This window comes from Pseudoalteromonas sp. BSi20311, assembly GCF_000239875.1.
Taxonomy (GTDB): domain Bacteria; phylum Pseudomonadota; class Gammaproteobacteria; order Enterobacterales; family Alteromonadaceae; genus Pseudoalteromonas.
Genome location: NZ_BADU01000098.1, coordinates 1 through 24,228 on the forward strand (window position 1 = coordinate 1; position 24,228 = coordinate 24,228).

21 protein-coding genes and 1 pseudogene are annotated in these 24,228 nt (G+C 39.2%); 13 read left to right on the forward strand and 9 right to left on the reverse strand.

The window, feature by feature from the left end; all coding sequences use genetic code 11:
• Positions 1-506: pseudogene (locus tag P20311_RS11580) on the forward strand (peptidase M56 BlaR1); the annotation flags it as partial.
• A gap of 65 nt (positions 507-571) precedes the next feature.
• Here the strand turns inward: P20311_RS11580 and bcp are convergent.
• Both bcp and P20311_RS11590 read right to left on the reverse strand, forming a co-directional pair.
• A complete protein-coding gene (bcp, locus tag P20311_RS11585) occupies positions 572-1,048 on the reverse strand; it encodes a thioredoxin-dependent thiol peroxidase (protein ID WP_008112979.1) in 477 nt (158 codons plus the stop codon).
• Between the two features lie 10 nt (positions 1,049-1,058).
• Positions 1,059-1,592: a glycine cleavage system protein R gene (locus P20311_RS11590; protein WP_008112981.1), complete on the reverse strand. Its 534-nt coding sequence runs from the start codon at positions 1,590-1,592 to the stop codon at positions 1,059-1,061.
• Positions 1,593-1,946: 354 nt separating this feature from the next.
• On the opposite strand from P20311_RS11590, the gene bamC reads away from it, so the two are divergent.
• Positions 1,947-3,005, forward strand: coding sequence for an outer membrane protein assembly factor BamC (gene bamC / locus P20311_RS11595; RefSeq protein WP_008112982.1), 1,059 nt, complete (start codon positions 1,947-1,949; stop codon positions 3,003-3,005).
• A gap of 65 nt (positions 3,006-3,070) precedes the next feature.
• Positions 3,071-4,459, forward strand: a complete 1,389-nt coding sequence (locus tag P20311_RS11600; protein WP_008112984.1) for a YjiH family protein — start codon at positions 3,071-3,073, stop codon at positions 4,457-4,459.
• A gap of 32 nt (positions 4,460-4,491) precedes the next feature.
• Here P20311_RS11600 and P20311_RS18710 read toward each other — a convergent pair whose 3' ends face one another.
• Both P20311_RS18710 and P20311_RS11605 read right to left on the reverse strand, forming a co-directional pair.
• Positions 4,492-4,641: a DUF2897 family protein gene (locus P20311_RS18710; protein ID WP_008112987.1), complete on the reverse strand. Its 150-nt coding sequence runs from the start codon at positions 4,639-4,641 to the stop codon at positions 4,492-4,494.
• 85 nt (positions 4,642-4,726) lie between these two features.
• Entirely contained in the window at positions 4,727-5,263 is a 537-nt protein-coding gene (locus tag P20311_RS11605) for an acyloxyacyl hydrolase (RefSeq protein WP_010388480.1), read from the reverse strand.
• A 246-nt stretch (positions 5,264-5,509) separates the two neighbouring features.
• On the opposite strand from P20311_RS11605, the gene P20311_RS11610 reads away from it, so the two are divergent.
• Both P20311_RS11610 and P20311_RS11615 read left to right on the forward strand, forming a co-directional pair.
• Positions 5,510-6,103: a phospholipid-binding protein MlaC gene (locus P20311_RS11610; protein WP_036932808.1), complete on the forward strand. Its 594-nt coding sequence runs from the start codon at positions 5,510-5,512 to the stop codon at positions 6,101-6,103.
• Positions 6,104-6,313: 210 nt separating this feature from the next.
• Entirely contained in the window at positions 6,314-7,651 is a 1,338-nt protein-coding gene (locus P20311_RS11615; protein WP_036985118.1) for an ankyrin repeat domain-containing protein, read from the forward strand.
• A gap of 64 nt (positions 7,652-7,715) precedes the next feature.
• On the opposite strand, the gene P20311_RS11620 is transcribed toward P20311_RS11615, so the two are convergent.
• Genes P20311_RS11620 through P20311_RS11640 form a run of 5 tightly spaced genes read right to left on the reverse strand, consistent with a single transcriptional unit; the run spans position 7,716 to position 11,236 of the window.
• Positions 7,716-8,168 (reverse strand): DUF2069 domain-containing protein, encoded by a 453-nt coding sequence (locus P20311_RS11620; RefSeq protein WP_008112994.1) that lies wholly within the window; start codon positions 8,166-8,168, stop codon positions 7,716-7,718.
• On the reverse strand, positions 8,165-8,719 hold the full coding sequence (gene wrbA / locus P20311_RS11625) for an NAD(P)H:quinone oxidoreductase (protein ID WP_008112996.1): 555 nt from the start codon (positions 8,717-8,719) through the stop codon (positions 8,165-8,167). The genes P20311_RS11620 and wrbA overlap by 4 nt, the downstream gene beginning before the upstream one ends.
• Complete coding sequence (gene arsC, locus P20311_RS11630) at positions 8,719-9,066, reverse strand: arsenate reductase (glutaredoxin) (RefSeq protein ID WP_036932810.1); 348 nt, start codon at positions 9,064-9,066, stop codon at positions 8,719-8,721. Before arsC ends, wrbA begins: the two co-directional genes overlap by 1 nt.
• Positions 9,067-9,121: 55 nt before the next feature.
• Positions 9,122-10,579: a M48 family metalloprotease gene (locus tag P20311_RS11635; protein ID WP_008113000.1), complete on the reverse strand. Its 1,458-nt coding sequence runs from the start codon at positions 10,577-10,579 to the stop codon at positions 9,122-9,124.
• A gap of 12 nt (positions 10,580-10,591) precedes the next feature.
• Positions 10,592-11,236 carry a hypothetical protein gene (locus P20311_RS11640; protein WP_008113002.1) on the reverse strand — a complete coding sequence of 215 codons (645 nt, stop codon included), beginning with the start codon at positions 11,234-11,236 and terminating at the stop codon, positions 10,592-10,594.
• A gap of 143 nt (positions 11,237-11,379) precedes the next feature.
• Between P20311_RS11640 and P20311_RS11645 the strand changes: the two genes are divergently transcribed.
• The 8 genes from P20311_RS11645 to P20311_RS11680 all read left to right on the forward strand — a co-directional run bounded on the left by P20311_RS11645 (position 11,380) and on the right by P20311_RS11680 (position 24,212).
• A complete protein-coding gene (locus tag P20311_RS11645; protein WP_008113003.1) occupies positions 11,380-11,598 on the forward strand; it encodes a hypothetical protein in 219 nt (72 codons plus the stop codon).
• Complete coding sequence (locus P20311_RS11650; RefSeq protein ID WP_008113005.1) at positions 11,591-12,667, forward strand: AI-2E family transporter; 1,077 nt, start codon at positions 11,591-11,593, stop codon at positions 12,665-12,667. The genes P20311_RS11645 and P20311_RS11650 overlap by 8 nt, the downstream gene beginning before the upstream one ends.
• 108 nt (positions 12,668-12,775) lie before the next feature.
• Positions 12,776-15,031 (forward strand): aminotransferase class V-fold PLP-dependent enzyme, encoded by a 2,256-nt coding sequence (locus tag P20311_RS11655; RefSeq protein WP_008113006.1) that lies wholly within the window; start codon positions 12,776-12,778, stop codon positions 15,029-15,031.
• A gap of 310 nt (positions 15,032-15,341) precedes the next feature.
• Positions 15,342-16,988 (forward strand): glucose-6-phosphate isomerase, encoded by a 1,647-nt coding sequence (gene pgi, locus P20311_RS11660; protein WP_008113008.1) that lies wholly within the window; start codon positions 15,342-15,344, stop codon positions 16,986-16,988.
• Between the two features lie 236 nt (positions 16,989-17,224).
• Positions 17,225-18,697 (forward strand): glucose-6-phosphate dehydrogenase, encoded by a 1,473-nt coding sequence (gene zwf / locus P20311_RS11665; protein ID WP_008113010.1) that lies wholly within the window; start codon positions 17,225-17,227, stop codon positions 18,695-18,697.
• A gap of 3 nt (positions 18,698-18,700) precedes the next feature.
• Positions 18,701-19,411 (forward strand): 6-phosphogluconolactonase, encoded by a 711-nt coding sequence (pgl, locus tag P20311_RS11670; protein ID WP_008113012.1) that lies wholly within the window; start codon positions 18,701-18,703, stop codon positions 19,409-19,411.
• 572 nt (positions 19,412-19,983) lie between these two features.
• The gene (locus P20311_RS11675) at positions 19,984-22,602 is read left to right on the forward strand and encodes a TonB-dependent receptor (RefSeq protein ID WP_008113014.1); all 2,619 of its coding nucleotides are present in this window, start codon (positions 19,984-19,986) and stop codon (positions 22,600-22,602) included.
• Between the two features lie 74 nt (positions 22,603-22,676).
• Entirely contained in the window at positions 22,677-24,212 is a 1,536-nt protein-coding gene (locus tag P20311_RS11680) for a tryptophan halogenase family protein (protein ID WP_008113016.1), read from the forward strand.
• Positions 24,213-24,228: the final 16 nt, after the last annotated feature.

A 24,228-nucleotide genomic window follows, 5' to 3' on the forward strand; every position in this document is an offset into this window, starting at 1 on the left:
GAGATACACTTTCAGGTTTTGAAGAGGGCGAAATTAAATTAGAAAGTTATACTTTACTGGTTCATGTTTATTCTAAACTTGAACAATATGAAGATATTTTAAGTGCTTACGAAACATGGTATCCAGCAGGAAGCAACCCGCCATATTTTACGAAAAACTCACTTGCTCATGCCTACATACAATTAGCTCGTTATGAACTGGCTATAGCTGAGTTAGAGGGGTTGTCTAAAGAGCTTGACGGTAACTTACACGAAGGGTCGGCTGGAAACTTAGCATTAGCTTATATTTATGCAGCAGATTACGACAATGCATTAAATACACTGCAACTAGATAGTTTAGAGGGAAGTGCTTATGGTGATGTTTTAAAATACTACATTTACGATAAGCAAAATAATCAAACAAAAATGGCGGAATTGAAAGGACGTTTACCAGCAGCCTTTGCGGTAACACCGGCTCTACTTCCTCGAGTAGGTATTCCACAATCACCGTTATTAGCTAAATTATAAAAAAGCAGATATAAAAAAGCGTTGCCCTTGAGCAACGCTTTTATTCTTATCTTGTTTAGCCTTTATTAAGCAGCTAAATAGTCCAACACCACTTGGTGGTGATCTTTGGTTTTAAACTTATCAAATAAGTGTTTAATTTTACCGTCTTGGCCTACTAAGAAAGTAAGGCGGTGAATACCATCATATTCTTTGCCCATAAATTTTTTGTAGCCCCACACCCCAAATGCCTCAGCAATGGCATGATCTTCGTCAGAAAGTAGGTCAAAGTTAAGCTCTTTTTTAGTTTCAAAGTTTTTAAGGCGCTTAATTGGATCTGGGCTTATGCCAACCACGTGAGTGTTAAATTTAGCAAGCTCGGCTTGTTGATCACGCAGGTTTTCGGCTTGTACGGTACAGCCAGGCGTTGACGCTTTAGGGTAAAAGTATACCAGCACTTGTTTTTCTTTTAATAACTCGCTGAGCACAACGGTTTCGTCATTTTGGTTTTGTAAGCTAAAAGCCGGTGCTGTGTCGCCACTTTGTAATGGGGTAATTTTGTTCATGCTAAACTCCTTAGCGAATACGTCGAAAGATGTAATCTACGTTTAAAACGTGCGAAAGGTTTTCAAAACTAATTTTAAATTGGTCAATGTCAACGTCAATGGGAATATTAAATTCAAGTTCACAGCGCATTTTAAGTTCAGTTTCTTCTTCGTAGGTATCTGACTTTAATGAGCAAATATTAATATTATTATCTGCAAAAAAGCGTGTTACTTTACTCAAGGTGCCAGGGGTGTCTATGCCAGTGTATTCTAGGGTGTAGCCTGCACAAAACTCGCTTTGATTATGGCTTGAAGTGCGTTTCATCATAGTAAGCAGGCCAAGTTCCATACCTTTGGTAGGGAGTGTATGCTCAATACGGCTAATGGCTGACATATCACCGCTAAGTAGCATAATAAAAGTAAGTTCGTTGCCTAAAATAGCAATACGACTATCTATTATATTACAGTGGCAATCACTGACGAGTTGCGTAAGCTCACTAACGATGCCCGATCTATCTTCGCCAATTGCGGTTAAAACAATTTGATGATTTGAAAATGCAGTCATGGGTTTTAAAGTACCTAAGTTACTGGGATGATAACAACCGACTTGGCAACAAAAAATAAACACGTAGCGTTGCACGGCGGCAAAGTTTAACACAAAATCCGCGTTAAACTACAGTGACGGTTAATTTTAGGCGGTTAATAGTGCAGTGTTTCTTGTTTTTACAAGCTTGTGAAAGTACCATAGCAAAAATGTGTCTATTTGTAGCCTAGTCTGTCGGTCATCTTGTTGGCTTAATGCAGTTAGATAAGCAAATTATAAATGTAAAGTTAATATTGATTTTACACTGAACCAAATCGGTATTACCCACTCATATATTTGTTAAAACAATTAAGGGTATGCTAAGGAGAATTATCTGTGCAGTATTGGATCCCAAAAGCACTAGCAGTAAGTGTATTGGTAAGTTTGTCAGGGTGTAGTGTATTTACGAGTGATGCCCATAATGAGCGTAATTACCGCGCTCATGAGCCGGTTAAAACACCTGCTTCGTTATCACAACCCGCTCAAGATCCTGTTTATAAGATGGATGTGGGTCAATATGATAATAATCCGGAGGCAACAAACTATCGCCCGCCGGCGCAAGTGTTAACCATTGCTAAAGGCAGTTGGGTTGAGGAAGCAGATAAACAAGCACGTATTTATTTTGATAAAAATGATGGCATCGACGATTTAGATGTATTCATTTGGGACTCGATTCAAGCAGTGCTTGCTGATAACAACATTAGCGCGACACAACAAAACAAAATGCAAGGAACACTGGAAACAGATTGGTACGCCATTGTTAAGCCAGAAGAAAGCTGGTTATGGGGCGATGATGAAAGTGTCGATTTAGAACGTTTTAAATTTACTATTGAAGAAAAAGAGCATCAACGCACAGCATCATTAACGGCTGAGCTTATTGATTTCAAAGGTGATAAACCTCTGACTGATTTATTAAAACAACAGCTAGAAGTGCGCGCCCTTAATCAAGTGGTGAGTGAATTTGATTATCGCTATCGTCAACTTGAAGTTGATATGCGTAAGCGCCAAGGAATAATTTCATTAGAACTTGGGTTTGACAACAAAGGCAATGCAGCACTTGTTACTGAGCAGGCTTACGATACGGTATTCGATCGCTTTTCTGGATTCTTAGAGCGCTTATCTTTTACTATTGTTGAAATAAACCAAGAGACAGGTTTAATTACAGCAGATTATGCGAAAGTAGAAAGCAGTGTGTGGGATTCAATTTGGGGCGATGAACCAACAGAGCTTCCAATTGATGAAGGTCAATACCAAATTTTGGTTAGCAAAACCAAGCAAGGTGGCACCAGTCTAACGTGGATGGATGACAAAGGCGAAACGCTTGAACCAGGTACCATGAATGGTTTGCAACAAGCATTAGAAGCGGCGTTAATTAAGCGCGGTATTAAAATTTAATAATTATAAATATTTACCACAAAAAGAGCACTTAGCTCTTTTTGTGGTTTTTACAGGTTGAAAATATGTCTCAGTTAGATTCATCACGCCCAGCACCCGTTCAAAAAAGTTATGATTTGAAAGTTTGGTTGGTTTTTTTAATTCCTTCTTTAATCGGTGTGTTTTTGTTTATGACGCCAGTACCGTCTGGTGAAATAATGACGATTCCTATCGCGGTAATGGCCAAGGCAATTCAAGCCTCATTCAGTGAAATAGCGCTAGGGCTAATAGCTACCATTATTTGTATTACTGGCGTTATGTCGCTGGTGTTTAGTGTCTTTAAACCGAAAAGCTTAACCAAATTTCGCTTATTAAATCATTTGTTTAATGTGAGTTGGATTTGGTTAGTAACACGGTTGTTTGGTATGGCGTTTGTGCTTTTAACTTATTTTCAAGTTGGGCCGCATGCTATTACCTCAGAAAATACTGGCTTGCTAGTATTAAAAGATTTATTGCCGGTGTTGTTTTCGGTGTTTATTTTAGCGGGCTTGTTACTGCCGTTATTACTTAATTTTGGTTTACTTGAGCTAGTGGGTACCTTACTTACTAAAGTAATGCGTCCATTATTTGGGGTGCCAGGGCGCAGCGCAGTTAACTGTGTTGCTTCATGGTTAGGTGATGGTAGCGTGGGTATTTTAATGACCGCGCGTCAGTATGAAGATAAATATTATACTCAACGTGAAGCTGCGATTATTGGTACCACTTTCTCTGCTGTATCAATTACCTTTTGTTTGGTTGTTATTGGCCAAGTAAAGCTTGAATACTTATTTGCACCTTTTTACCTAACCGTGTGTTTAGCGGGTGTAGTGGCCGCAATAATTGTTCCGCGTTTACCACCACTGCGTTTTAAAAAGGACGTGCTTATTGATGGTGAACAACCTGATGGCAACGCCGAGCTAGTTCCTGAAGGCAAAACATTATTTAAGCATTCACTTGATGTTGCATTAACTAAAGCAGAAAAAGCACCAGGCTTAAAAGGCACAATTGAAGAGGGCTTACACAACGCATTCGATATGGTGTTTGCAGTATTACCTGTGGTAATGGCTGTGGGTACATTTGCTTTAATTATTGCTGAGTACACGCCGATATTTCAATATTTAGGTATGCCGTTTATTCCATTTTTAGAATTACTACAAATACCTGAAGCTGAAATGGCGGCGCAAACGATTATGGTGGGATTTGCAGATATGTTTATTCCGTCTATTTTAGCCGCAGGCTCAATTGAAAGCGATGTAACACGTTTTATTATTGCGGCAATGAGTGTAACGCAACTTATTTATATGTCTGAAGTGGGCGCACTTTTATTAGGTAGTAAAATACCGGTTAATATTTTTGAGTTATTTGTTATTTTTATTCTCAGAACTTTAGTAACCTTGCCAGTTATTGCCTTAATGGCGCACTGGTTAGTTGGCTAAGTAATGATTTAAACGAAAAAAGCCCTGATTATTCAGGGCTTTTTTGTTTCTCTTTTTTGCCTAGATGAACTTGATTCTGAGTGTTTAAACTCGCTTTTTGCACTTAAGCGCAGCAGTGCTAAATTGCCGATAACAATAGCCAGTACAATCGAGATAACGAGTACGATTTGCCAAATTTGCATTACGATGCTCTTATATTTTATTAAGCGGTTATTATGACCACATTAAATAAAAGCTGCAATGCTCTCTAGGGCTGTAAATAAGCAATTAGAAACGTTGTGCCACCGACAAGGTTAAAAAGTTAATCCCTGGGTTCGGCGATTTAAATCCGGCGTTTGAATAGTGAATAATTCGCAGCGCTACATTGGTTTCACCAAAATCCGCCACTAGACCTATTCTGTCTTCAAACTGGTAGTGAGTACTTAGGTTTTTATCGGCAAAATAGCGTTCATCAAGTAAGGAAAAGCCAATACCAGCCTCTACATAAAATGGCGTATTGTATAGGCTAAATGCTGGGAACTGCACTACTGGCGAAACAGCTAACACCAGGTTTGATTGTGACTGTTGATCATGGCGGTAATGCCACAGGTTAATGCTGCTTTCAAGGTAAAAGCGGGCATCACCCACAAAGTTTTGCGCACCCTCTGGATGATACTGATACGCAAGCTTTACTCCAGTTACATTGCCTTCGCCTTTTAATAAGTCTACAGCGTAGCCATGGTTTGGTGATGCATAGGCTGCATGAGTTGTCAGTAAAAATAAACAAAAAACAATAATAGAAATCATATTATATGAGGTTTTCATAATGGCCAACTACGGGGGAAATTAAATTAGTAATTAAATGATAAGGGCGGTGAATTACTGTTTTCAATGAGGACAAAAATCCGCTTGTAGATGGCTTGTTAACTGAACACTTTAACTGATTGAATTTATTTAACTAATTATATTGGTGCTAATTGGGCATTAATAAGGTGCTTATTTATGCCTTTTTTGTTGCCTGTTATTTGCGTAAATTACGCTAAACTTAATTATTTAAACTATCCATTTATTATGAAACTTATAAAGCTTTTAGTGGTTGTTGCTGTTTTTTTCAGTAGTGCTTTGTATGCACAAACTCAGCCGTCACCTAAACAATTATTGCAAACTGTAGCCGAATCATTATTTAACGATATTGGGCAGGTAAATGCGCAAGGTAATGCCAGCAAAGAAGCGATGTCTTTAATTGTTGAGCAGCGTTTGATGCCACATATTGATATTAAGTTTGTGTCGTTTAAATTATTAGGTAAACATATTAAAGGTATCAACCGCGAGCAGGGCGTTGCGTTTATTGGTGCGGTGGAGCATTATTTAACGGGTACTTATGCAAGTGCACTAATGAAGTATACAGGGCAAGATGTAATATTTGAGCAAGACGCCGCTGCAAGCGACTCTAAATTTGCCACTGTTAAAACGCAAATTATTGAAACTAATAAACCCACCATAGATCTGCACTTTAAACTGCGTTTGGGGAATGATCAGCAATGGAAAGTATACGATATTGTAGCTGAGGGAATTTCGTTACTCAGTGCTAAGCAAAAAGAGATCATTCAACGAATTTCTGATGTGGGATTAGACCAAGTCACAGCAGAACTGCAGCAAAGTTAGTTCCTTTGCAATTAAAAGCTCCAACCGTAAAAGCAGCTGATGGCGCATGTCGTTAGCTGCTTTTGTATTTTGGTCTATATTGCATGAGTTTACGCTAGCTTGACTACCAAGCTGTGTTAGAATATCGACTTCTTTGATTAAGCGTGGTGTCAGCTAAAAACTGTTATAACTGACCACTCACCCGAGCTACACTGGAGTTGTGTTGTTTTAATGGAAAATGTACTAATTTGGCCAAAGGAATATCCGTTATTGGTCAAAGGGCTGGTTGAACAAAACGGTGCCTTCATTTTAGATGCTTTAGAAGCTTGGCCTGCCTGTCGCTCTACTGAAGAAGATGATGGTGTTTGTACTACGGTTTTGCCCCCAATTTATTATTTAACCTGGTTAACCCCCCTAGAGCCGTTTGAAGAATGTTATTTTCAGCATATCTGTGAATATGATGAAGATGCACAAGTCTATATTGCTGCACTTAAAGAGCATTATTTTGCCAATGATTACAGTATAGAAAATATTGTTTTAATGTTGTGTCAGCGACTTGAAAAATACGCAAGTGTATCGGCACAAAATAATATTGAAACGCCGCTTTCATTAATCAGTCTGTTTTTTAGTAAACGTTTTTTTACTTTGATAGAACATGCGCTTGAACAGGGTGCTAAGCTGTCAGCTGCAGATACCTTGTCTATTTGGCAAGAGGTCGACTTTAGAGAGCGTTTAAGTGCGCATATTCCTCAGTCGATTGCAGACATTGAATATTTAGCAGAGCTTACTAGCGAAAAGGTAGCTGCAGGCAAAGATTACTTTACTTTATTAACTCAGGTTTCGCCTGATGTTGATTCTATTGTGTTGTTAGAAAATGCCTTACTTGCCCATTTAAACAAGAAAAAAGCTAAGCAAACCATGGCTATGCGCTTTATTGAACAAGGTGCGACGGGTACCTTGACCGATGAAGATAACAAAACAGCATTTATGTGGGCTGCAGAAAAAGGCTATGTAAATGTAGTAGAAATGCTCCTGCAATACCAAGATAAAAAAGCCGTAGACATTAAAGGTAATACAGCGCTGCATTACGCGGTGATGAGTAAAAATGAATCGTTAATGATTTTATTGCTTAAAGCAGGGTATGATTTTAGAGCGCGTAATAACGACGGATTAAGTTGTTACCGTTTAGCTGTAAGCATCAAAGCCAGTAACTTAGTTAAATGCCTTGAACGTGATTTTGGTATTAAAGAATTATCACCAGAAGGGCAGTTAGATCGAATTAAAAAAGTGCATGTATTACATGCGGTTGTGGCTTTATTGTTACCGCTACAGTTGTTTTTCTTTTTTGATGAAAATATCACTATAAAAAGTGAGCTCACTCTTTTTATGACCATGACGGCGGTGGTATGTTTTTTCTTTGCAACAAATTTAAAGCGCTGTTCGTTGTATCCGCACGTAAAGCACCCTTGGGGGTTGTTTTTATTAAGAATGATGTCGGTTTTTAGCCTTGTATCCCAGCTAGGTTTAGCGTGTATAGTGGGACTAACAGCTTTAAGTGAGTTAGTTTAACCACTTACTTAATTATAAAAAAACGCGCTAATAAAGCGCGTTTTTTTATGTTCTGAGCTGATAGCTATGAGTTGTTTTTATCGTGTTCATGCGCTGCTTTTTCTTCAGCAAGCTCATCTTTAAGCTTACGAATTTTAAGTCCAAGCTCTTGTCCTCTATGGCGTGCATAGTAAGTACAGCCAATAAACATAGATGAGGCAAATAGTAACTCTAGCAATACCCATACTAACTCATCTTGAGCAACCCATAGCAATGTAAAACCATGGATAAAATAAAACATAACAATGAAGTTAGCCCATGCATAGGTGTAGGTTTTATCTTGTAGTATGCCTTTTAAAGGTAATAATAGCGGTAGCACATAGACTAAAAATAGAAAGGCGTTACTGTGACCCTCTCTCGGTGCTAACACAAACATCCATAGTGGCATTAAAATAAGCAGGCCAAAATAACCAAATAGGGCTAGGCGCTGAAATTTTACGGTCACTGGCTTTTTAGCAGACTCGCTATTTTGGGTCATTTAAGTTTACTCGCTACTTGAGTCAAGCGTTTGCCTACGCTTTGACATATTTTAATTTCATCTTTACTTAGGGTAGAGCTGTTACTGCTGCCAGCAACGTGGGAAGCGCCGTAAGGTGTGCCTCCAGTTTCGGTACCAAGTAACTCTGGTACATCGTAAGGCACCCCCATTAACATCATCCCGTGATGCAATAACGGCAGTGACAAGTTTAGTAGGGTTGCTTCATTGCCCCCATGCATACTACTCGATGATGAGAACACACAAGCAGGTTTATCGATAAGTTGACCTTTAAGCCAAAGATCGCTGGTGGTTTCCCAGAATGTTTTTGCTTGTGCGGCCATCATGCCAAAGCGGGTTGGCGTACCAAATGCAAGCCCATCACAGGCAACTAAATCGTCTTTACTGATCACAATGTCATGCGGGTTTTTAGCTACAAACGTACGCAGCAAGGCGGTTGCACCTTGTTGCTCTATTGATTCTGCTATTTCATGCGCCATGGCTTCTACTGAGCCATGGCTTGAGTGGTACAGCACCACGATGGTTGTGCTCATTATAGAACGCTTAATACGTTTTCAGGCGGGCGACCTAGTGCTGCTTTATTGTTATTTACTACAATTGGGCGCTCAATTAGTTTTGGGTTTTCGACCATAGCGTCAATAAGCACCGACTCGCTATTTTCATCTTTTAAATTCAGTGCTTTATATTGTTCTTCTTTGGTGCGCATTAAATCTCGGGCCGAATTAAACCCCAGTTGAGAAACTAAGGTACTAATTTGCTCATGAGAAAGCGGTGTTTTTAAGTATTCAACAACACTCGGTTCGATGTTTTTACTTTGTAATAGGTTAAGGGTTTCGCGCGATTTTGAACAACGCGGATTGTGATAAATAGTAACTGACATAAAAAGTACATCCAAAGTATAAATTGCGGCTATTTTAGGTGAACTCACTAAAGACTTAAAGCCTTGCTAGCTCTTTTTGCAATAACCGATATTGTGTGAGTAACGCTTTTAAACGTTGTTGTTTTACATTTTCATTTGGCTCAACAAAATTAAGTGCTTTTTGTATTTCGTCAGCTGCTTTTAAATATGCGCCATATTGCGATAACACATCGGCGTTAGCTTCGTGATATGCGGCTAATTTTTCTTGTTTTTTATAGGCGTCGGTCAAAAGCTGCTTACCCAAACTATGATCTGGCTTCTCCAATAAAAACGATTTTAATACATTTTCGGCTAACTCATATTGCTCAGCTTCCAACGCGGCATTTGCATAATTTAAAGTGATCACTTGGTTGTTTGGCCGATAGTTATTTAATTCACTTAAATAACTAACTGCTTTAGCTGCTTTTTTTTGTGCAATGAGTAAATCTGTTTTTGTATCAATATAAAATAAGTTTTTAGGATCGCTAGCTAATAGCTCGTCCAAGATAGGCTGCGCTTCCTCCGTTTTCTTTTGATCGATTAAGCTGATAGCTAATCCATATTGTAACGCTACGTTGTTATAAGTATTTTCGCGCATTAACTTTCTAAATAGGGCCTCTGCATTTTCTGGCTTGTTATCGTAACGTGCCAGTACACGGCTTTTAGCTAAATTAAAATCCAGGCTAGAGCCTACTTGGCGTTTTGGATATTGCTCGGCGCGCAAACGTACATCCGACACGCGGCTTTCTGGCAGCGGGTGAGTCAGTAGAAATGCCGGGGGTTTATATTTATAGCGAATTTGCGCTGCAAGCTTAGTTAAAAATTCACTGGAAGCTCGGGCGTCAAACCCCGCATTGTTAAGGGTTTGCATACCAATTCTATCGGCTTCTTGTTCCGCAGAGCGGCTATGGGTGAGTTGGCTAAATGCCGACTGGGTTTGGCTGGCTGAAATAATCGCCATACCTGCATCTGGGGCTACAACGGCTGCTAAAATACCGGCTATCATACCGGCAATAGTAAGACCGCTATTGTCTTGTTGTTGCTGAATACGCCTTGCTAAGTGGCGTTGTGTTACGTGCGCAATTTCGTGACCAAGCACTGAAGCAAATTGACTTTCGTTATCGGCTTGAGCAATTAAGCCTGTATGCACACCTACATGACCGCCATAAAATGCAAAAGCATTAATTTCAGGGTTATTTAACCAAAAAAAAGAAAAGCCAAAGCGTACATCATTGGCGTTCGCAACCAACTTTCGGCCTAAGGTTGTTAGGTATTCATCAAGCACCGGATCGTTAATTAATGGCGAAGAACCTCTGATCTGCATCATCATCACTTCACCAATTGCCTTTTCTTTCTCCAATGGTAAAGCCTGCAGCGCAGACGTGCCTAAGTCGGGCAGTTGAAGGTTGGTTTGTGCCTTTAACGGCTCACTCATTAGCAGGCTAAATGTAAGCACTGCACTGCATAAAGTGATAAAGGCTGATTTTAGCTGCATTATATTCCTTGTTTATTTTTTATCAGAGGCACTAGTTGGATCATCGGTGTATAAACGGCTGTCCTTTTCACATAGTTGGTAAAACGACTTTATTGTGACCCCATCAACCTTAACAATGTTCAATTGAGTTTGTAAAAAAGCAATAATTTTATGAACTACTTTATGTGAATGTAAAATAAGTGCCTTGTCTGCTTCATCGCCTTGGTCTAAGTAAAAACCAATAAATTTGTGTAATTGATTAATGCGAATAACGGTTTTCATGGTCAATGGATCCCATAATATAAATTCCATTGACTCATCATGTCGAGCGTATCTATCGATGGTAGTATCATGGGAAAAAGGGAACGCTTGTAGTTCAAAACCGCGCTCGGTAAATACTTGATGCAACGAAATTCGTGGCTTGTTATTACTTTCTTTCTCAAAAAGCTCGTTTGGGTCGATACCCAGCGCCTCTAGATTCCAATTGCGTTTATCGATGATACGCTTAATGGCATTATCAAAGCCGTGATCTAAAATACTTTCACATTCACTTACCGACGAAGCTACTAAATGATAAAAATGCGGCAGCTCCCCCCAATTAATTTGTTTTTTAAACCAATTAATTTCTTTGAGAGTTGGATTGCTAGGCAATTGCGCTTTATTATGCGAATTAGGCATTAACGTATCCTTTTAGCTAACTATGCTATAAGGATAAACCATTGCAGAGGTTGTTTTAAGAAAAAGTTAAATTTAACTGCGGTTAATCTTAGTTAGCCCAGCTATAGGACTTATTATTAATGTGAACAGGTAGTGAAACGAGTATGCTAGAGCTAGATTTGCGCGCTTATAAATGCCCTCAGCAATTTATTCAGTTTAAATTAGGGCTGCGTGAGGCAATATCGTTAAAACAAGCAATTACCTTTAATATCTCAAGCGAGCAAAATACAGATGATATTGAACGATATTTGCAAAAAAAAATGTATTATTACAAGTTAAATAAACAACAAGCGTTGTTATTAGTGGAGCCGTTGCGTGTTTGAATATGTAAAAGCATGGTATGAAAAAAAGTTTTCTGATCCTAATTCAGTAACTTTACTTTTTTTATTATTGGCACTGGTTGCCATGTTGTACTTTTTTGGCCCATTAATTGTGCCTGTGTTAGTGGCGCTGATCATTGCTTATTTGTTAGATTGGCCTGTAGTTCACTTGGAGCGATTTGGCTTAAAGCGTTTTACTGCCACTAGCATAGTCATGCTGATATTTATTGGTATTATGCTCACCTTAATATTAGTTATTGGCCCGGTGCTTTGGCAGCAAAGTAGTAACTTAGTGCAAGAAACACCGCATATGGTTGAGCAAGGTAAATCGTTTTTACTCGACCTTCCAGCTAAATATCCCAGCCTAATTAGCGCAGAGCAAGTACAGTCTATTGTGGTAACGGTAGAGACCAAAGTGCTTGAATTTGGCCAAGTGGTGCTGTCGGCATCGCTCAATTCATTAAAAGATGCTGTTGCGTGGTTAATTTATCTTATTTTAGTACCGCTACTGGTGTTTTTTATGCTGAAAGACAAAGTAGAGCTCAGTGCCAGCATTGCTAAACTGATCCCGCGCCAACGACGCTTAATTTTGCAAGTGTGGCATGAAATGAATCAGCAAATAATGAATTATATTCGGGGTAAAGTATTCGAAATTTTAATTATTGGCTCGGTGTCTTTTATTGCCTTTACGGTATTGGATTTACGTTATGCGGCGCTGTTAGGTGTGTTAGTTGGCTTTTCGGTGCTCATTCCATTTGTTGGTGCTGCGCTGGTGACTATACCTGTGGCGGCGGTGGCGCTGTTTCAGTTTGGTTTAGAAACCCAGTTTTGGACCATTTTAATTATTTACGGCATTATTCAAGCGCTTGATGGCAATGTGTTAGTCCCTTTATTGTTCTCTGAAGCGGTTGATTTAAATCCGGTGTTTATTATTGTTGCCGTACTATTTTTTGGTGGGCTGTGGGGCTTTTGGGGGGTGTTTTTTGCTATTCCATTAGCATCATTAGTAAAAGCGCTGATTAAGGCGTGGTCATCCACACATGAGGAACTCGCAGAAGAGCTCGGTAACTAAAAAAGTATAGTAAACGCACTTTAATTACTAAAGATTATTATTCATTCCTATTAAAACTATGTACTATTGGGAATAAGATATATTTTTTAGTAATAAGGTGCGTTTTTAATGTCAGAGTTTTTATTGCCAGATGAACCCAACAACCAAGTTTATCTTGATGCAAATGCGACCACACCTGTATTGCCATGTATTGCAGAGGTGGTGTGCCATGCGATGCAAATTTGTTTTGGTAATCCCTCAAGCCCCCATATAACCGGTATTCAAGCCAAACACTTATTAGAACAAACGAGGCAAAAAGCGCGCAATGTGATTGGTGCGCAGCAGGGCGATATATTATTTACCTCAGGTGCGACCGAAGGTATTCAAACTGCTATCGTATCAACCTTAATTAATGCCAAACTGCACACAAAATCTAAACCGGTTTTATTGTATGGAGCAACTGAGCATAAAGCGGTGCCTAATACATTAAAACATTGGAATGCCGTGCTTGAAATTAATGCTGAAATTATTGCTATTCCGGTTAACCGAGACGGTATTTTAGATTTAGACTTTATTGCTCAGCATATTGATAACGCCCTGATGATTTGTACTATGGCTGTTAATAATGAAACCGGTGTATACCAAGATTTAAGTGCTATAGAAAAGGTGATCCGCAGTCGAAATAGCGATGTGACTTGGATGGTTGACTGTGTTCAGGCACTGGGTAAACAACAACTCAACCTAAGCGAAACCACGATTGATTATGCGCCATTTTCAGGACATAAGCTCTATGCACCTAAAGGCATCGGCTTATTGTATATTCGTAAAGGTAGCCCATACACGCCGTTTATAGCTGGTGGAGGCCAAGAAAGTGGCATGCGTTCAGGTACAGAAAACCTGCCAGGTATTGCTGGGCTTAATAAGCTGTTTAGTTTGCTGCTTGATAAACAAGACGATACTTTTAAATCAGCTGATGTACTTAATTTGTATCGCGATAAACTGCATAGCGCTTTAGTTGATACTTTTGGAAGTATTACCTTTAATCATGATTTTGCCTGCTCAGTGCCCACAACACTAAACTTTGCAGTTAATGATTTAACCAGTAAAGAAGTTATTGATTTATTTGACGCTGCAGGTATTAGAGTCAGCGGTGGCTCAGCCTGTAGTACGGGCGCAACTCAAAGCTTTGTACTTGATGCGATGGGAGTGTCACAGTGGCAAAGTGAAAATGCGATTCGTTTATCGTTTGGGCCTGCTGCCACTATGGCGCAAATAGACTATGCATGTGAACAAATTCGCGCACTTAAAACAGTGTTACAAGCAAATTGTTTGGTTATTTCTGATAGTAGCTTAGTAGCACAAGAAGTATGTGCCTTGGGGCTTACCCAATTTAGACACCAAGGTGCTTGCAGTTGGTTGTATGTAGCTGATGATCAACAGGCAATTATTATTGACCCAATTATTGAACTGATCCCTCGATTTGAAAAAATAGTGAATACACAAAATTTAACTATTACTGCTATTTTAAACACGCATGAGCACCAAGATCGTCACTGCGCTCTTGATTTAATGCGCAGCGCACTCAAAACAAATTTAGTTGCTGGTGAAGTTGATCAATTAGGCTGGCCTGTTAATTGTGAACAATTGCAACTAACCGAACAAGTACTTGAAAAGCTAGCAACGCCTGGACACAGCCAAGATAGCGTGAGTTATTTATTAAAGGCTAATAACGGCGATGTACAGTACTGTTTTTGTGGTGATTTAATTTTACCTGCGGGGCTTGGTAATACAGTGCTTGATGGGGGAGATGCGATGCAGATGGCAGACTCTTTGACTAAGTTAACTGCAGAGCTTAATCCGCAAAGTGTGGTGTGCTCTGGGCATGATTATCAACAGTGTTTCGCCATGAATTGGGCTGTGCAACAGCAGCAAACACCTTTATTAAAAGCGCTTATTGAAGGTGATATCAGCCATACTGAATTTGCCATGCAAAAACAACATGCAGACTCACAACAACACACATTAGCAAATTCGCTTTGTGGTTATGTTAATGCAAAGCCTAAAGTCGAAACTTCGCAGCTTAGTTTTAATCAAGCGAAGGAAATGCTCTCACATAACAGTGTATATTTAATTGATACCCGAGAGCCTTATGAGCATGGCGCTAACAATATCAGTGGATTGCTTAATGTGCCTGAGGCTAAAACTTTAAATATTCCTCTAAGCCGAATGGCCTATGCACTAACCCAAGGGCAACTAGATAAAAACAATCAATACATATTGGTGTGCCGCAGTGGAAATCGTTCAAAAATTGCGGCGGCAAACTTAATTGAACTTGGTTATAACCGCGTTTTTAACTTATCGGGTGGTTTAGCATTGACCAGCTAATAGTTTAATAAAAGAAAAAGGCCGACATGTGTCGGTCTTTTTTTTGCCTGCTTTAATCGAAGATTAATAAAATGTTCATTGTGCAGAGGGGGTGAACAGTTGTTAAATTCAATTTTTAATTTTATGATACCGGTGTCAAAAGCAAAAAATTGCGCTATTATCTGCATCAAAGCTTATAAAAATAACGCAATTTAGACCATTTAAGCTATAATGTTGGGCTTTGCTTTTTACAAAAATCGCTTGTTCAGTGTCGTAAAAAATAAAATAAAATGCTTAAAATCAATAGATTAATTAATTAGGGGATGTTTACATGGCGAGCCGTTCTGAGTTAGTAAGTTGGCAAGCACTAGAAAATAGTGCACAAAAGATGACACAAACACATCTGAAAACTTTATTTGCACAAGACGATTCTCGTTTTTCTCAATTCTCTACTCAAATTCCAGGTGTGTTGTTTGATTACTCAAAACAACGCATAGATGAAAACGTATTTGGTCAATTAATTTCATTAGCGAAAGAATGCGATATTGAAGCATGGCGTGAGAAAATGTTTACCGGTGAAAAAATTAATATCACCGAAGACCGTGCGGTTTTACATACTGCGCTTAGAAATCGCGCTCATACACCGCTTATTGTTGACGGCGAAAATATTACAGAAGCGGTCGATAGCGAACTTGCCAAAATTAAGACCTTTGTTGAAAAAGTGCGAAGTGGTCAATGGCTAGGTTACACCGGAAAAGCGGTAAAAGATGTGGTTAGCATTGGTGTTGGTGGTTCAAACTTAGGGCCGCAAACGGCAACTGAAGCACTTAAAGCAGTGGTTGATAAGCCATTAAACGTTCACTATGTTTCAAACGCAGATGGCGTACAAATTGCGTCAGTATTAGATAAAGTAGATCCTGAAACCACGTTATTTGTAATTTCGTCAAAGACATTTACTACCTCAGAAACCATGACTAACTCAAAAACAGCGGTTGATTGGTTTTTAGACAGTGCAAAAGATGACAGCGCTATAGCAAAGCATTTTGTTGCAGTAAGCACTAATTTAGAAAAAACTGCTGCATTTGGTATTAGTGACGAAAACGTATTTACAATGTGGGATTGGGTTGGCGGTCGTTTTTCACTTTGGAGTGCCATTGGTTTACCTATTGCACTTTATGCTGGGTTTGAAGCATTTGAGGCCATTTTAGAGGGAGCGTTTGAAGTTGATGAGCACTTTAAATCGGCGCCGCTAGAACAGAATATTCCTTTAATTATGGCGCTACTCAGTGTTTGGAATACCAGCTTTTTAGGGTTTGATTCGCAAGCTATTTTGCCATACGACCAAGCCCTGCATATGTTGCCAGCATATTTGCAACAAGGTGAAATGGAAAGTAATGGTAAACATGTAACCTTTGATGGACAGACAGTGCCATACACTACCGTGCCAATCATTTGGGGTATGACAGGGATAAACGGTCAGCATGCGTTTTATCAATGCCTGCACCAAGGTAATGTCATTGTTCCCGCTGACTTTATTGGCTCTGTAAAGCCTCAGGTTAACGTAGATAAGCATCACGATATTTTATTATCGAACTTTTTTGCACAAACCGAAGCACTAATGAACGGGGTCGATGCACAGCAGATAACGGCTGATTTAACAGCCAAAGGCAAAACGCCTGCACAAATTGAAATGCTGCTAAAGCATAAAATTCACCAAGGAAACCGCCCAACAACGTCTATATTATTAGACACGATTGATGCAAAAGCGGTCGGTCGATTAATTGCACTGTATGAGCACAAGATTTTTTGTCACGGTATTATTTTACAAATATGCTCATTTGATCAGTGGGGCGTAGAACTTGGTAAAGGCTTAGCATCTAAAATTGAAGCTGAATTAATCGATGATAACGTGGTTAATGAGCATGACAGCTCAACACAAGGCTTAATGGCGTACTACAAACAATACCGTACGCAGTAACATATTCACTTATTACACAATAAGTAACCAAATACCTTTGAACGGGTAGCGCTGGAGTCCTAGGGCCTGTATTTTTGTGAGAGGAATTACAGTGTCCCTAGACCCATTTTTTATGGCGCATATAACGAACAACAATTAGTAGGCTTTGTGCTGAGGCCTACATTATCCAGATAATAAACCGCTATAACTGATTACCAATACGGTAGTGGCAGGTAGCATAAACGTAGAGAGTAACTATGCTTAATCCTTTTGATATTATAATTTTTGGGGGCGGTGGTGATCTTGCGTTACGCAAATTACTTCCTGCAATGTATCGAGCATATCAAGAAGGTAACTTACCGCAAGGCTCACGTATTTTGCCTACCGTGCGCGAACAAAGTAAATGCGATGAATACATCGATACTGCACACAAAGCGTTACAAGAATTTTTAAGCGAAGGCGAATATAACGCAAAAGATTGGAAATCGTTCTCAGACTTTTTAGTACCCGTAGTGAGCAATGTCACCGAAGCGGATGATAACTGGGATGTACTGAAAAAAATTCTAGATGAAGATGACAACGATAAATCACGAGTATTTTACTTATCTCTCCCACCTGCTGTTTATGGCACCTGTTGTGAAATATTATCAACGAAAAAACTAATTACTGCCAACTCGCGTGTTGTAGTAGAAAAACCAATTGGTTACTGCGGTGAGTCAGCAGAAGTAATTAATGCGAAAATTGCACAGTACTTTAACGAAGAACAAATTTTTCGTATTGACCACTATTTAGGTAAAGAAACGGTGCAAAACTTAATGGCACTGCGTTTTTCAAATTCATTATTTGAGAACATGTGGGATGCTAAATCGATTGATAATATTCAAATTAGCTTGTCAGAAACGGTAGGGCTAGAAAGCCGTGCAGGTTTTTATGATAAAGCCGGTGCCTTACGTGACATGGTGCAAAACCACTTGTTACAATTACTTTGTTTAGTGGCTATGGAGTCACCACATAAGTTAAATGCTAACAGCATTCGTAACGAAAAATTAAAAGTATTAGAAGCTTTACGTCCACTTGAAGGTACAGATGTAGATAATCATATTATTCGTGGTCAGTACGTACCCGGTGATTTAAACGGTAAAATAGTTCCAGGTTACCTTGAAGAGCTAAACGAGGGGGCGAGTAAAACCGAAACTTTCGTGGCTATTCGTGCGCATATTGATAACTGGCGCTGGGCAGGCGTGCCTTTTTATCTGCGCACCGGTAAACGAATGGCGAAGCGCTGCGCTGAAATTGTGGTTGAATATAAAAAAGTATCGCATAACGTGTATGAAGACAGCGTAGGCAATATTGAACCAAACCGTTTGGTTATTCGTTTACAGCCTCAAGAGAGTATTCAATTAACGCTGATGTCAAAGCGTCTTGATAACTTAGATATGCAACTTGAACCTGTAACGATGAATATTGAATTGTCACAAGCGTATAGTAATGGTTTCCATTCAGATGCTTACAAACGTTTAATGCTTGATGCAGCGGCTAATAATCCTTCATTATTCATTCACCGCGACGAAGTTCGTCAAGCGTGGAAGTGGATTGATCCAATAATTGAACGTTGGCAAGAAAAGGGTAAACCTTCATTGTACCGAGCGGGTAGTTGGGGGCCTGAAGACGCCGATGAATTATTAGCAGAGAATAATCATGTTTGGTTTAACACCGGTGATAAGGCATAAATAATGGCAACAATAGTAGAGAAATTTTTTGACGATAAAGCCGCTTTAACTAAGGAATTATCTCAGTCATTAGAACAAGCATTACGTGATGGTATTGAGGCTGATGGCCGTGCAGTATTAATGGTTTCAGGGGGGTCTTCACCTGAGCCGGCTTATAAACATTTATCTACCCTTGATTTAAACTGGGCTCATGTTGATGTTGCTATGGTTGACGAACGCTGGGTTGAGGTAAGTCATGAAAAAAGTAATGAAGCATTCATTAAGCGTACTTTGCTACAAAACCATGGTGCAGCGGCTAATTTTATTAGCATGAAAAATGCAGCAGCCACTGCAGAGCAAGGTGTTGATGAATGTGAAACGCAGTTTCAAGCATTAAAACGCCCGTTTGATGTTACTATTTTAGGTATGGGTCCAGATGGACATACTGCTTCGTTATTTCCACATGCTCAAGGGTTGGAAAACGGCTTAGATTCAAACCAACTTGTGTGTGCCATAAACGCAATTGAGAGTGATGTAACAGGTAGTATTACCGAACGAATGAGCTTAACGCTAAATGCAATTTCACAGTCTAAAGTAGTTAAATTACTTATTAGTGGCGATGAAAAGCTGGCTGTGTATAAGCAAGCTTTAGCGGGTGGTAATGTTAATGATATGCCGTTACGTGCAGTTCTAAATCACCCTGAGATCAACATTGAAGTGTATTGGGCACCTTAATTTAGTCTAAACTAGGTGCTTTAAAACCATGTTGTATTGATGGTTTAATGAAAGGTCAGTTGCTTTTGCTACTGGCCTTTTTTATTGCGACATGTTTTTGTCATTAATCAATTAATAACAAAGTGCTGTAAACATTTGAAGTTTAAATATTTCCCTTAAGCTAAGTACCTTTTAAATCCTCTTACATCTCCCAAAAGTCATTAACTAAAGCTTTATTTGTAAATTAAAACAATTAGTTAATCTTCAGGTACAATTGAGTAATATAGCATGTTAATCGCTTCAGCTATCCGCAAAGTCGACTACTCTAAATACATTAAGTATAAAAAAACGCCATTATTTACATGCTTGGTATGAAGAGTAAGCATCGGACGAACTCTACTTTTTATAAAATAATTAATCAATTTAAAATCAATGGCTTAATAATAATTAAGTTAAAATTCATACAAAAAGCGCGGAAAAATGTAGCAAAAATGTAATTTAGCATGTATGGTTTGTTACTACTATGACAGCGCTGTCATGGCGGTTAGGCAAAATGATAAACAAAACCAATAAAATGATTCGAGGGGAATCCTGTGTTAGCTAAAAATTTTAAAAAAAGCTTATTAGCAGTAAATATCGGCTTAGTTGTGGGAGCTGGCTTTACTGGTGCTGCATTCGCAGCCGATGAAGTTAAAGTTCAAGATGATGTTGAAGTCATTGAAGTACGCGGTATACGCGCTTCAAATAAAGAAAACTTAAACGGAAAACGTTTTTCTAATGCTGTTGTTGATGTTGTAACAGCGGAAGATGTTGGTAAGTTTCCTGATGGCGATGTAGGTGAATCTCTTGGTCGTATTTCTGGTGTAAGTGTATCTCGTCAATTTGGACAGGGTCAGCAAGTATCGATACGTGGTGCTTCAGCACAACTTACACGTACATTGCTTGATGGTCATACAGTTGCGTCAACAAGTTGGTTTGACCAACAAGCCGTAGACCGCAGTTTTAACTACTCATTATTACCTTCAGAATTAGTCGGCGGCTTAGAAGTTTATAAGTCGTCACAGGCTAATCTAGTTGAAGGTGGTATTGGTGGTACCGTTATTGTTAAAACACGTAAACCTCTAGATTTAGATGCAAACACTGTATTTGCAAGTGTAAAAGCTGATTATGGTACAGTTTCTGAAGAGACAGATCCTGAACTTTCTGGCTTATACAGCTGGAAAAATAATAATGAAACATTTGGTATCTTAGCGGCGGGTTCTTTATCAGAAGTAGATTACCAACGTAACGGTATTGAATCATCAGGTGGTTGGAGTGGCGGTATGGCACCAACAACATTCCAACAAGCACGTGAACGTACAGCTTATAATGTTGCCATGCAATACCAGCCATCAGATTCGCTTGTATTAGGCCTGACTTACACCAGCTTAGAGCTAGATGCAAATAATGCTAACTCGCAAATAATTATCTTCCCAGGCGACGGCTCATGTGAGCAAACTAATGCTTCAGGTAATTGTGTCTCTCGCACAATTGACGGAAATGGCACTGCTTTTTTCCAAACATGGGCGCGTAAAGCAAGCATGAAGTCTGATACGGTTGATTTTGACTGGCAATATGATGCAGAGTCATTCACATTTAAAGGTCGCGTAGGTAAAACCAGTGCTGACAGTGACGTAACAACTGCAAACTATGGTATGTTTACTAATAACAATAGTGATCTAAATGGCTCTATGGATATGACTGGTGATGTGACTAAATTTAATTTAGCAAACCAATCTTACGATGCGAGCATTTTACCTGATACCATCAGTCCGCAAACATGGGCGCCTGAATATAATCCTGATTCAGATGAAGAAAGCTACTTAAACTTAGACTTCGAAATTCCACTTGATCTGGGTGTGGTTACTGCTATTAAAACTGGTTTAAGATACGCCGATCATAAAGTTGTTCAAGATGGTAATGCTGCTATTGTAAACCCAGATTTAGTGCCAAAGCGAAATGCAACAGCATACTACCCTGGTACAGTGACTGCCGGCGGTGGTTTTGTTATACCTGAACCTGATATGGATTTAATGATTGCTGATTCATTAGCAATGACTGAAGGTTATACTGCACGCCCACAAGCTTATGGCACCATTGAAGAAGAAAATTTAGCAATCTATGCGATGGCTGATTTTGACGCAGGTGGTATTCGCGGTAATTTAGGTGTGCGTTACATCTCAACTGATATTTCGTCAGATTACTATGACTTAAGCGATGAAGGTGTTTACGATTCTACCTTATCTACAGATAAAGCAGATTACAGTGAGTTCTTACCAAGCTTAAACGTCGTTATGGACTTAGCTGACAACGTCATTTTACGTACCTCGGCAGCACAAGTTATTTCTCGTCCTAATTACGCTGACTTATTTGCAACGCGTAATCTAGCTGGCTATACAGATAATCGCCCTTTAAATGAAGTTTTAAATACTGGTAACGTTGGTTTAAGCCCGTTTAAAGCATTCCAAGCTGATATCGGTGTTGAATGGTATTTTGATGACGATGCAATGTTAAGCGTCACTTACTTTACTAAAGAAGTAAGTTCGTTTATCTCTACACAACAACAAACGAATCAACAAATTGGTATTGATATCCCAGTTTATACAACCAACCCAGATGCAGGCGAACCACCATGTGGCGCGCAGCAATATGACTGTTGGACTGTGAGCTCTTCTACCAACGGCACAGGTGGTTCAATTGAAGGTATTGAGTTCCAAATTCAAGATTCGTTTGATAACGGCTTTGGTTATTCATTTAACTATACCTATTCAGATGCTGAGGCTCCAGCAGAGAACTACCCGGACCGTGTTGGTGTCTTTTCTGATTCATCGAAAAATAGCTACAACGTAGTTGGTTTTTATGAAAATGATGATTTTTCTGCACGTTTAGCATATAACTGGCGTTCAGAGTTTATTATTCGTGAAGCACCTGGTTGGTATGGTAACCGTGAACATCAAGCTTACGGACAGCTAGATTTCAGTGCAACGTACTCTGTAACTGACTACTTAGATGTTACTTTCGAGGGTATTAACCTAACAGAGGAAGACAGTATTCAGCTTGGTAATAACGATGCATCAACATCATTACCAAACCCTGATCTACTGAATGACTTCCCTGTATGGAGCTTTGAAGGTGAAGCACGTTATAAACTTGGTGTGACAATGCGTTTCTAATATGCTGAGTTAAAAAGTAATCTAGGCCCAGCATTGCTGGGCTTTTTTATGTGATTAAACATCATTGGTGATTTATGGATATAAAAAAAGTGGCAATTTTAGGTGGTGGAACAGCTGGTTGGCTAGCTGCAAACCATATTGGCAAAGAGCTACTAAAACGCAAAGGTGTTTCTGTGACTTTAATTGAGTCACCCGATATACCGCCAATTGGAGTAGGTGAAGGTACAGTACCTGACATAAGAAACACGCTAAAAAGTTTTGGTATTCGTGAAGATGAATTTATTCGCCAATGCGATGCAACGTTTAAGCAGTCGATAAAGTTCGTCAACTGGATGGATAAAAAAAAGCATGGAGAAGGTAATTTTTTTCATCATTTATTTGATGTGCCAAGTCCCTACGATACCAAACACTTAACTCAATATTGGTTAAACGATAAGCAAACAACAAAAAGTCATGCGCAGTATTTATCTTCTCAGCACGCTATTTGTGAGGCTGGTTTAGCCCCTAAAAATATCACTAATGCCCAATATGAGGGCGAGTTGGCTTATGCGTATCATTTTAATGCAGGGAAATTTGCGCAACTGCTAGCGTGTAATGCAAAAGATAAGTTTTCGGTGTCTCACGTACATACCAATGTAACTCAAGTAAAGCTTGCTAATGATGGCACAATAGCAGCGTTAATGACTGACAGCGAAGGTGAGCTTGAATTTGACTTTTATATTGATTGTTCGGGATTTGAATCTTTACTGATAGATAAAGCTTTAAAAGTTCCTTTTGTTGATGTGTCTGATAGCTTACTGATAAATAGCGCTCTAGTTGTGCAAGTGCCTACAAAAGAAGACGAGGATATTCCACCTTATACGCTTGCTACCGCCCATCAAGCTGGCTGGATATGGGACATTGCGCTTACAAATAGGCGGGGAGTGGGTTTTGTTTATTCGAATAACCACATGACCGACGAACAAGCACATGAAAAACTGGACCGTTATCTAGGGGCAAGTAAGCAAGACCTTAGCTATCGAAAAATCCCCATGAGAGTTGGTTATCGTAAAAAGTTTTGGCATAAAAACTGTGTCGCACTTGGCTTAGCGCAAGGGTTTTTAGAGCCATTAGAGGCAACCTCCATTTTATTAACTGACTTTTCAGCGAAGTTTTTAACCCTACGTTTTCCATCATCAACAAAGCAGCTTGAACAGTTAGAAACGCGTTTTAATCACGCTATGGGGTATGCGTGGGAGCGTGCTATTGATTTTATTAAATTACATTATTGTATTTCAGATAGAACAGATTCAGCTTTTTGGGTAGCCAATAAAAATGATGACACTACCTCTGAGTCATTAAAAGAAAAGCTTAGTTTGTGGGAAGAGTTCATTCCGGTTAGAGATGACTTTTTCAGCCAGTTTGAAGTGTTTTACTTAGAAAACTTTTTATTTGTACTTTATGGAATGCATTTCAACACTAAGGCACCGCCTTGTACCAGTGCAGAACATGAACACTGTTTAGTACGTTTACAACAACGAGCTGAGATTGATCAATACTTACTTAATAAGCTACCCAATCACAGAGCGCTTTTAGATAAAATTAAACAATATGGCCTGCAGACAATCTAATATTTTGCGAAAGGCG